Genomic DNA, 7,885 nt, shown 5'->3' with positions numbered 1-7,885 from the left:
AGACCTTCTCCACCGCCACGACCGCCGCCGTGCCCCGGCGTCCCGGACCCCCGCCGTCGCCGGTGTCGGTGGCCAGGTCGTCGTCGACCAGGACGATCTCGCTGCGTACACCCGCGTCGGCCAGCAGCTCACCGGCGATGCGGAAGTTGAGCACGTCGCCGGTGTAGTTCTTGACCACGTGCAGGACTCCCCGGCCGGTGTCGGCCGCCTGCGAGGCCGCCCGGATCTGCACGGCGGTGGGGGAGGCGAAGACGGCCCCCGGCACGGCGGCGTCGAGCATGCCGGTGCCCACGAAGCCCACGTGCAGGGGCTCGTGGCCCGAGCCGCCGCCGGAGACCACCGCGACCTTGTCCGCGGCGGGTCGGGCGCGTACGACGTAGGCGGGGTCGGCGTTGAGGCGCACGTGGCGCGGCCAGGCCGCGGCGAACCCCTCCAACGCCTCGGACACCACGTCGCCCGGCTCGTTGATGAACTGTCTTCGCATCGGCACGCTCCGTAGTTCTCGCTGCGGCCCCCCGCGGCGCCGTATGCGACATAGCCGTGCGTCGCCCCGTCCAAACGTCCCCGGCCGCGCTGTTCTCAGCCCGGTGGCCGCATCCGCGCCCCCCGGACGTTATATGCGCGTTATGAGCAGATTGGCGCTGACCTCTTGTTTTTCTCTGCGTAAAGCGCGCAGTATGTCCCTGTTCACATGCGCGAAATGAGCAGGAGTGGTCATGCGTCACCAAGGGCTGCTGGACGCCGTCACCGACGGCGTGCAGAGGGTCGAGGACCTCGCGCGGGAACTCGGCATCAGCCCCTCCACCGTGCGGCGCGGGCTGGGCGAACTGGAGAGGGCCGGAAAGGTGGTCCGCACCCACGGCGGCGCGGTCCCCGCGCCCGCGGGCGCCGAACTGTCCTGGACCCAGAAGAGCCTGCGCAACACCCCCGCCAAGCGGCGCATCGCCGAGCACGCCGCCGCGCTGGTCGAGGACGACCACGTCGTCCTGCTGGACGCCGGGAGCACCACCACCTTCGTGGCCGAGCGCCTGGCCCGGCGCTCGGGGCCCACCGTGGTCACCTCCGGCCTCGGCCCCATGGCGGCGCTGCACGACGCCGAGGGCATCGAACTCGTCGTCGTCGGCGGGCGCGTGCGGCGCAGGCGCGGCTCCATCGTCGGCGACTACGCGCACGGCGTGCTGGACCGCATCACCCCGCACATCGCCTTCATCGGCGCCGACGGGCTCCTGCCCGGCCGCGGGCTCAACTGCCCCAGCCCCGAGATCGCCGCCGCCAAGGAACTCCAGATGCGCGGCGCCCGGCGGATCTTCGTGGTCGCCGACTCCACCAAGGTCGGCTCCGGCCCCCACCCGTACTGGGCCGTCGTCCCCGGACCCTACGGCCTGATCACCGACGACGGGATCGGAGCCCGCGAGCGCGAGGCCCTCGACGCCGATCCCGCCTGCACCCCCCACGTCGTCGCGGTCGACGCGGGCACGCGACCGCAATGACCCCCTGAAAGGCACCTGGTATGGAAGTACAGCTCCTCGCGGCACTGCTCCTGGGCGTGGCCACCGTCATCGCCCTCATCCTGTGGTCCCGGCTGGACGCGTTCATCGGACTGCTCGCCGGAGCCCTGGTCACCGGCGTGGTCGCGGGCGTCCCCGCCCCCGAGCTGGTGGAGCACCTGACCACCGGCTTCGGCAACACCCTCGCCGGAATCGGCGTCGTCATCGCCCTGGGCGTGATGATCGGCACCGTCCTGGAACGCAGCGGCGGCGCCGACGCCCTGGCCAAGGCCTTCGTCCGCATGGCCGGGAAGGGCCGCGAGGACGTGGCGATGACCGCCACCGGCGCGGTCGTGTCCGTCCCGGTGTTCTGCGACTCCGGCTTCGTCATCCTGCTCCCGCTCGCCCGCTCCCTGGCCAGGCGCTACGGCAGGCCGCTGGTCGTGATGAGCCTGGCCCTGGCGGGCGGGCTGTCCATCACCCACCACCTGGTCCCGCCCACGCCCGGCCCGCTCGCCGCCGTCGGGCTCCTCGGCGCCGACCTGGGCACCACCGTCCTGCTCGGCGGGGCCATGTCGATCCTGCTCATCCCGGTCGTGGTGGTCTACGCGCGCTACATGGGACCCCGCCTGGAGGCGAGCGTGGAGCCGGGCCTGGTCCCCGAGAACGCCGCCGCGGGCGGGCCGGGCACGGCCACCCGCAAGGTCGCCGGGCTCGGAGACGCCGCCCCGGTCGCCGGGCGCGACGTCAGCGAGGAGCCCCCGGACCCGGGCGTGAGCGCGCTGACCGCCTCGATCCCGCTGCTGCTGCCCCTGCTGCTCATCGTGGGCAACACCCTCACCGGCGCGCTCGCCGAGGGCAGCGCGGTCGCCGACGTCTTCGCCTTCCTCGGCAACCCCGCCATCGCCCTGGTCATCGGGCTGGTCGTGGCCGTCTACACGCTGCCGCCCCGGGGGACCGGGCGCAGGGAGGTCGTCTCCTGGCTGACCGCGGCCGCCGCCTCGGCCGGGATGATCGTGTTCATCACCGGCGCCGGAGGGGCCTTCGGCGAGGTCCTGCGCGCCTCCGGCGTGGGCGACGCGCTGGCCGACGCCGTCTCGGGCTGGCCCGTGCCGATGTTCCTGCTGCCGTTCGTGATCGCCACGTTCGTCCGGCTGGCCCAGGGCTCGGGGACCGTCGCCATCATCACCTCCGCCACCCTCAGCGCCCCGATCGTGGCGGCGGCGGGGATCAACCCCGCGCTCGCCGTGGCCTCCGCGTGCGCCGGCTCCTTCGTCTTCTCCTACGTCAGCGACTCCTACTTCTGGGTCGTGACCCGGTTCACCGGCCTGTCCGGCGGCGCCGCCATGAAGATGTGGAGCGGGATGACCACCGTGCTGTGGCTGGCCAGCCTGCCGCTGCTGTGCGTCGCCGCCCTGGTCCTGGGATAGGGGGATCCCGTGGCGCAGATCCTCGTCCTGTCCGACGACCTCACCGGAGCCAACGCCACCGGCGCGCGCTTCGCCCAGACCGGCATGCGCGTGGCCTCGGTGGACGCCGGGCACGCCGCCCACGCGGCCCCGGCCTACGACGCGGTCGTGGCCAACCTGGACAGCCGCCACCTGCCCGCCCACGAGGCCGCCGGGCTCGTCGCCGCCACCGTGGACCGGCTCTGGCCGGTGGACCTGGTGGTCAAGCGCACCGACACCACCCTGCGCGGCAACGTCGGCGCCGAACTGGAGGCCGCCTGGCGGGCGGTGCGCGGGCGCACACCGCCCGGAGTCCGCGTCCGCGTGCTCTTCGCGCCCGCCCACCCCGCCTCCGGGCGGATCACCGTGGACGGCGTCCAACTGCTCGACGGGGTGCCCCTGGAACGCACCCAGCTGGCCCTGGACCCGCTGAACCCGGTCCGCACCAGCGCGGTGGCCGACCTCGTCGCCGAGCAGAGCGCCCTGGCCGTGCGGCACCTGTCCCTGGGGCGGGTCACCCGCGCCGACCTCGTCGGTGAGCTGCTCGCGGGCGACGAACCCGTCGTGCTGTGCGACGCCGTGACCGAGGACCACCTGGCCGACATCGCCCGGGCGGCGGCCGCGGCCTCCCGCGGGGACGGCACCGTCTGGGTGGCCGCCGACCCCGGCCCGTTCGGGGCGCTGCTCGCCCGCGAACTGGGGCTGCGCGGCACCGCACCCGACCCCGGGCCGGTCCTGGCCGTGGTGGGCAGCGCGACCGAGCTGACCCGGCGCCAGCTCGACACCGTCGCCGAGGACCCCTCGGTGGAGTTCGTCGACGTCGACGCCGGGCGCTTCACGTCCGACCCCGGGCACCGCGACGAGGTCGCGCGGCTCCTGGTCGGAGCCCTGACCAGGTCCTCCTTCCCAGCGGCGGTGGTCGTGCGCACCCGCGCCTCGGCCGAGGACGTCGTGCGCCTGCCGGCCGAGGCGCGCCGCGCCATGCCCGGCATGCTGGCCGCGCTGGTCGCCGGGGCCGTCGCCCGGGTCCGGCCCAGCGCGCTGTTCTCCAGCGGCGGCGACGTCACCTCCGCCCTGCTCACCGCCCTGGACGTGCGGGCCCTGGACGTGGGCGGCGAACTCGTCCCGCTGGCCGTGCACGGCCGCCTGGACGGCGGGCCGCTGGAGGGCACCCCGATCATCACCAAGGGAGGGCTGGTCGGGGACCAGGACACCATCGCGCGCTGCCTGGCGCGGCTGCGCGACACGGTCAACGACAGGCTGCGCGGGGTGTCCGCGCGGATCCCGAGCGGAGGAAGACAAGAAGATGACTGAACGCCCGACCCTGGCCGTCACCGTCGGAGACCCCGTCGGCATCGGCCCCGAGATCACCGTGCGCACCCTGGCCGAGGTGGGCGCCACCGCCCCCGCGCGCGGAGTGGTCGTCGCCGACCCCGCCGTGCTGCGCCGCGCGGCCGCCGTCCTGGACCTGGACGTGCGGGTGCGCGCCCTGTCCTCCTGGGACCTTCCGCCGGAGCAGGAGGGGGTGGTCGACTGCCTCGACATCGACGCACTCGGCGACACCGCGCTGGAGTGGGGCGTGGTCGACGCGCGCGCCGGGGCCGCCGCGGTCCGCGCGATCGAGGTGGCCACGCGGGCGGCGATGGAGCGGCGTGTGGACGGGATCGTCACCGGGCCCATCAACAAGGAGGCCATCTGGGCCTCGGGCAGCCGCCACCTCGGCCACACCGAGATGCTCGGGGAGCTGACCGGCGTCACCCGCCAGAACACCATGTTCGTGGTGCGCGGCAAGAAGATCTTCTTCGCCACCCGGCACGTCTCGCTGCGCGGCGCGCTGGACATGATCGACGAGGAGCAGCAGGTGGGGGCGATCACCGAGGCGCTCACCGCGCTGCGCGTGTTCGGCCACGACGAGCCCACCCTGGCGGTGGCGGCGATCAACCCGCACGGCGGCGAGAACGGCGCCTTCGGCGACGAGGAGATCCGCCACCTGGCCCCGGCGGTGGAGCGCACGCGCGCCTCGGGCGCGGACGTGGTCGGGCCGGTCCCGGCGGACTCGGTCTTCCACCGCCTGCTGACCGGCCACTACGACGGGGCGCTCTCGCAGTACCACGACCAGGGCCACATCGCGGCCAAGACCTTCGACTTCGACGGGACGATCTCGGTGACGGTGGGCCTGCCGATCCTGCGCACGTCGGTGGACCACGGCACCGCCTTCGACATCGCGGGCCAGGGGAGGGCCGACCACGGCACCATGCGCTCGGCCTTCCTGCACGGGGCCGACTTCGCCCGCTTCGCCGACCGCATCCGCGCCGAGTACGGGAACTGACCGCGGGCGGGGGCACCGCCGTCCGCGCCTCCCGGGAACCCGGTCCACCCGCCGTCCGTCCGCGTGTGGGGCACGGACGGGCGGCGGGCGCCCCGGCCTCAGCCCTCCCCGACGGCGGCGGGGGGTCGCGACGGGGCCGGACCGGACCGCTCGGAGCCGCCGCACGTCCCGGTGCCGCGGAGCCCGTCCGCGGAGCGCACGAGCGAGGCGACCTCCCGGGAGCGGCTGCCCGAGGGCCACGCGAGCACCGTGGTGACCGGCGGCGCGTCGACCACGGGCACCGAGACGTGCTCGGGCCACTGCCAGGCGCGGCTGGAGGCGGGGATGACCAGCAGCGTCCGGCCCAGCGCCACGAGCTGGGCGAGCTGTGACTGGGTGCGCACCTCCGGTCCGGGCCCGTCGGGGTAGGTCCCGTCGAGCCGGGGCCACCGGGCGATCGGCAGGCCCGGAACGTCGGCGACCTCCGCCAGCGTGAGCCGGTCGCGTGCGGCGAGCGGGTGCGCGGCGGGAAGGATCGCCACCTGGCCCTCGACGCAGAGCTCCTCGGTGTCGAACCCCGCGACGTCGTCGAAGGGGAGGTGCATGATCGCCACGTCGGCGCTCCCGTCGCGGAGCAGCCCCGCCTGCTCGCCGACCTCGCACAGCAGGACCTCGACCGGCGCCGCGCCGGGTGCGCTCCCCGCCGCGTCGAGGAGCCGTCGCAGCAGTTCGTGGGAGGCCCCGGCCTTCGTCACGAGCACCAGAGGCCGATCCGGGGCTCCGGCCCGCCGGGTCCGGCGCGCGGCGGCCGCGACCGCGTCCAGGGCCGATCGGGCCTCCCGGAGCAGCACCCCGCCGGCGTCGGTGAGCGCCACGCCGCGGCGGTTCCGGTCGAGGAGCGGGACGCCGAGCCGCCGCTCCAGCCGTCGGATCGCGCGCGAGAGCGGAGGCTGCGCGATGCCGAGCCGGTCGGCGGCGCGCCCGAAGTGCAGTTCCTCGGCGACGGCGACGAAGTAACGGAGTTCGCGGGTTTCGAGATCGTCCACACCGACAGCCTATGGACCCATACCCGGGGGGTATCACGGCCGACCGAGCCGGTATTGGACCGCGGGTGCGCGCTCCGCCGAGCATGGACTCCGTGAACGACACGAAGACCGCGCTGGTCACCGGCGCGAACAAGGGAATCGGTTTCGCCATCGCCCAGGGCCTGGGGGAGTTGGGCTTCACGGTCGCGGTGGGGGCCCGCGACGACGCCAGGAGGAAGGAGGCCGTCGAGCGGCTGCGCGCGGCGGGCGCCGACGCGTTCGGCGTCGCCCTCGACGTCACGAGCGACGACAGCGTCTCCGCCGCGGCGAAGACGATCGAGCGCGAGGCGGGGCGGCTCGACGTGCTCGTCAACAACGCGGGCATCGCCGGCCGCGCCGACGGCGGCGCCCAGGACCCGACCACCCTCGACCTCGACGTCCTCCGCGAGGTCCTGGACACGAACGTGTTCGGGGTCGTGCGGGTGACGAACGCGATGCTGCCGCTGCTCGGCCGCGCGAGCTCGCCGCGCATCGTCAACATGTCGAGCAACATGGGCTCGCTGACGCTGCGGACCGGCCCGGTCCTGGCCGCGTACGCGCCGTCCAAGACCCTGCTCAACAGCGTCACGGCGCAGTACGCCCGCCGGTTCGCCGACACGAACGTCATCGTCAACGCCGCCTGCCCGGGCTACGTGGCGACCGACTTCACCGGGTTCAACGCGCCACGCACGCCCGAGCAGGGCGCGGCGATCGCGATCCGGCTCGCCACCCTGCCCGACGACGGACCGCGCGGCGGCTTCTTCGACGACGAGGGCGCCGTCCCCTGGTGACCCCGGACAGGCGGCGGGCGGCCGGTCAGGCGCCCAGACCCGACATCAGGTCGGCGAAGGGAACCGGCTCCTCGTAGGGGTCCGCGGCCGCGGGGGAGCGGTCCGCGGCCAGCGCCGCGAGCTGGCGTCCGGCGCGCTCGACGCGCTGGGTCAGCTCGCGGCCGCCGCCCTCGCCCGAGCCCCAGTCCTCCGAGGCCGCGTACACGCCGGTGGGCGCGACCACCGAGCGGGTGTGGGCGAACATCGGCCGCAGCGCGTGCTCCAGCACCAGCGAGTGGCGCGGGCTGCCGCCGGTCGCGCCGATCAGCACCGGCATGCCGTCCAGGTCCTCGGGGTCGACCACGTCGAAGAAGGACTTGAACAGGCCGCTGTAGGAGGCGTTGAACACCGGGGTCACCGCGATGATCCCGTCGGCTCCGGCGACGTCCTCCAGCACACCGCGCAGCTCACCGGTGGGCACCCGGGTGGTCATCGCGTTCACGATGTCGTGCGCCACCTCGCGCAGCTCCACGGTGCGGGTGCGGACCTCGTCGCCGCGCTCGCGCAGCGAGGCCTCGGCGGCGGCGGTCAGCCGGTCGGCGAGCAGGCGGGTCGAGGACGGCGTGCTCATCCCCGCCGAGACGGTCACCAGTGTGCGGGTCGCCATCTGTCCCCCTAGTAAAAAGCTTCTTGAGAAGTAGTTTATTGGCGAAACTACCAGAGGAACGGCGCGCCCGTCCCGGCTATTCCCGCGGGGGCACCCCCGGGGTGGGGGGCGGGCGTCCGCCGCGGAGTCGGGGTCCTCCGG

The 7,885-nt window shown here is 74.6% G+C and carries 8 protein-coding genes; 5 read left to right on the top strand and 3 right to left on the bottom strand.

Annotation, left to right across the window (positions count from 1 at the left end):
- On the bottom strand, positions 1–484 hold a 484-nt coding region (locus DQW06_RS11740; protein ID WP_198662425.1), incomplete at its 3' end, for a dihydroxyacetone kinase subunit DhaK.
- A 232-nt stretch (positions 485–716) separates the two neighbouring features.
- On the opposite strand from DQW06_RS11740, the gene DQW06_RS11735 reads away from it, so the two are divergent.
- From DQW06_RS11735 to pdxA, 4 genes are read left to right on the top strand one after another with little or no spacing between them, the layout of a single operon-like run.
- Entirely contained in the window at positions 717–1,490 is a 774-nt protein-coding gene (locus DQW06_RS11735; RefSeq protein ID WP_013153483.1) for a DeoR/GlpR family DNA-binding transcription regulator, read from the top strand.
- A gap of 20 nt (positions 1,491–1,510) precedes the next feature.
- Positions 1,511–2,917: a GntP family permease gene (locus tag DQW06_RS11730; RefSeq protein ID WP_117198426.1), complete on the top strand. Its 1,407-nt coding sequence runs from the start codon at positions 1,511–1,513 to the stop codon at positions 2,915–2,917.
- A gap of 9 nt (positions 2,918–2,926) precedes the next feature.
- Complete coding sequence (locus DQW06_RS11725) at positions 2,927–4,249, top strand: four-carbon acid sugar kinase family protein (RefSeq protein ID WP_117198425.1); 1,323 nt, start codon at positions 2,927–2,929, stop codon at positions 4,247–4,249.
- Positions 4,242–5,264 (top strand): 4-hydroxythreonine-4-phosphate dehydrogenase PdxA, encoded by a 1,023-nt coding sequence (gene pdxA, locus DQW06_RS11720; RefSeq protein WP_117198424.1) that lies wholly within the window; start codon positions 4,242–4,244, stop codon positions 5,262–5,264. Before DQW06_RS11725 ends, pdxA begins: the two co-directional genes overlap by 8 nt.
- Before the next feature lie 98 nt (positions 5,265–5,362).
- On the opposite strand, the gene DQW06_RS11715 is transcribed toward pdxA, so the two are convergent.
- A complete protein-coding gene (locus DQW06_RS11715) occupies positions 5,363–6,289 on the bottom strand; it encodes a LysR family transcriptional regulator (RefSeq protein WP_013153479.1) in 927 nt (308 codons plus the stop codon).
- A gap of 83 nt (positions 6,290–6,372) precedes the next feature.
- Between DQW06_RS11715 and DQW06_RS11710 the strand changes: the two genes are divergently transcribed.
- Positions 6,373–7,098 carry an SDR family oxidoreductase gene (locus DQW06_RS11710; protein ID WP_013153478.1) on the top strand — a complete coding sequence of 242 codons (726 nt, stop codon included), beginning with the start codon at positions 6,373–6,375 and terminating at the stop codon, positions 7,096–7,098.
- A gap of 25 nt (positions 7,099–7,123) precedes the next feature.
- On the opposite strand, the gene DQW06_RS11705 is transcribed toward DQW06_RS11710, so the two are convergent.
- Complete coding sequence (locus DQW06_RS11705) at positions 7,124–7,744, bottom strand: FMN reductase (RefSeq protein ID WP_019611546.1); 621 nt, start codon at positions 7,742–7,744, stop codon at positions 7,124–7,126.
- Between the last annotated feature and the right edge of the window lie 141 nt (positions 7,745–7,885).

The sequence above is a fragment of the Nocardiopsis sp. TNDT3 genome (assembly GCF_003427465.1).
Classification (GTDB): Bacteria; Actinomycetota; Actinomycetes; order Streptosporangiales; family Streptosporangiaceae; genus Nocardiopsis; species Nocardiopsis dassonvillei.
The sequence above is the reverse complement of the archived record's forward strand: the minus strand, read 5'-3'. Positions and strand labels throughout refer to the sequence as shown.

What these genes read in the sequence shown, in the direction of transcription:
- DQW06_RS11705 (WP_019611546.1), bottom strand. Translation starts at nt 7,744, where the DNA reads ATGGCGACCCGCACACTGGTGACCGTCTCGGCGGGGATGAGCACGCCG.
- DQW06_RS11735 (WP_013153483.1), top strand. Translation starts at nt 717, where the DNA reads ATGCGTCACCAAGGGCTGCTGGACGCCGTCACCGACGGCGTGCAGAGG.
- pdxA (WP_117198424.1), top strand. Translation starts at nt 4,242, where the DNA reads ATGACTGAACGCCCGACCCTGGCCGTCACCGTCGGAGACCCCGTCGGC.
- DQW06_RS11730 (WP_117198426.1), top strand. Translation starts at nt 1,511, where the DNA reads ATGGAAGTACAGCTCCTCGCGGCACTGCTCCTGGGCGTGGCCACCGTC.
- DQW06_RS11710 (WP_013153478.1), top strand. Translation starts at nt 6,373, where the DNA reads ATGGACTCCGTGAACGACACGAAGACCGCGCTGGTCACCGGCGCGAAC.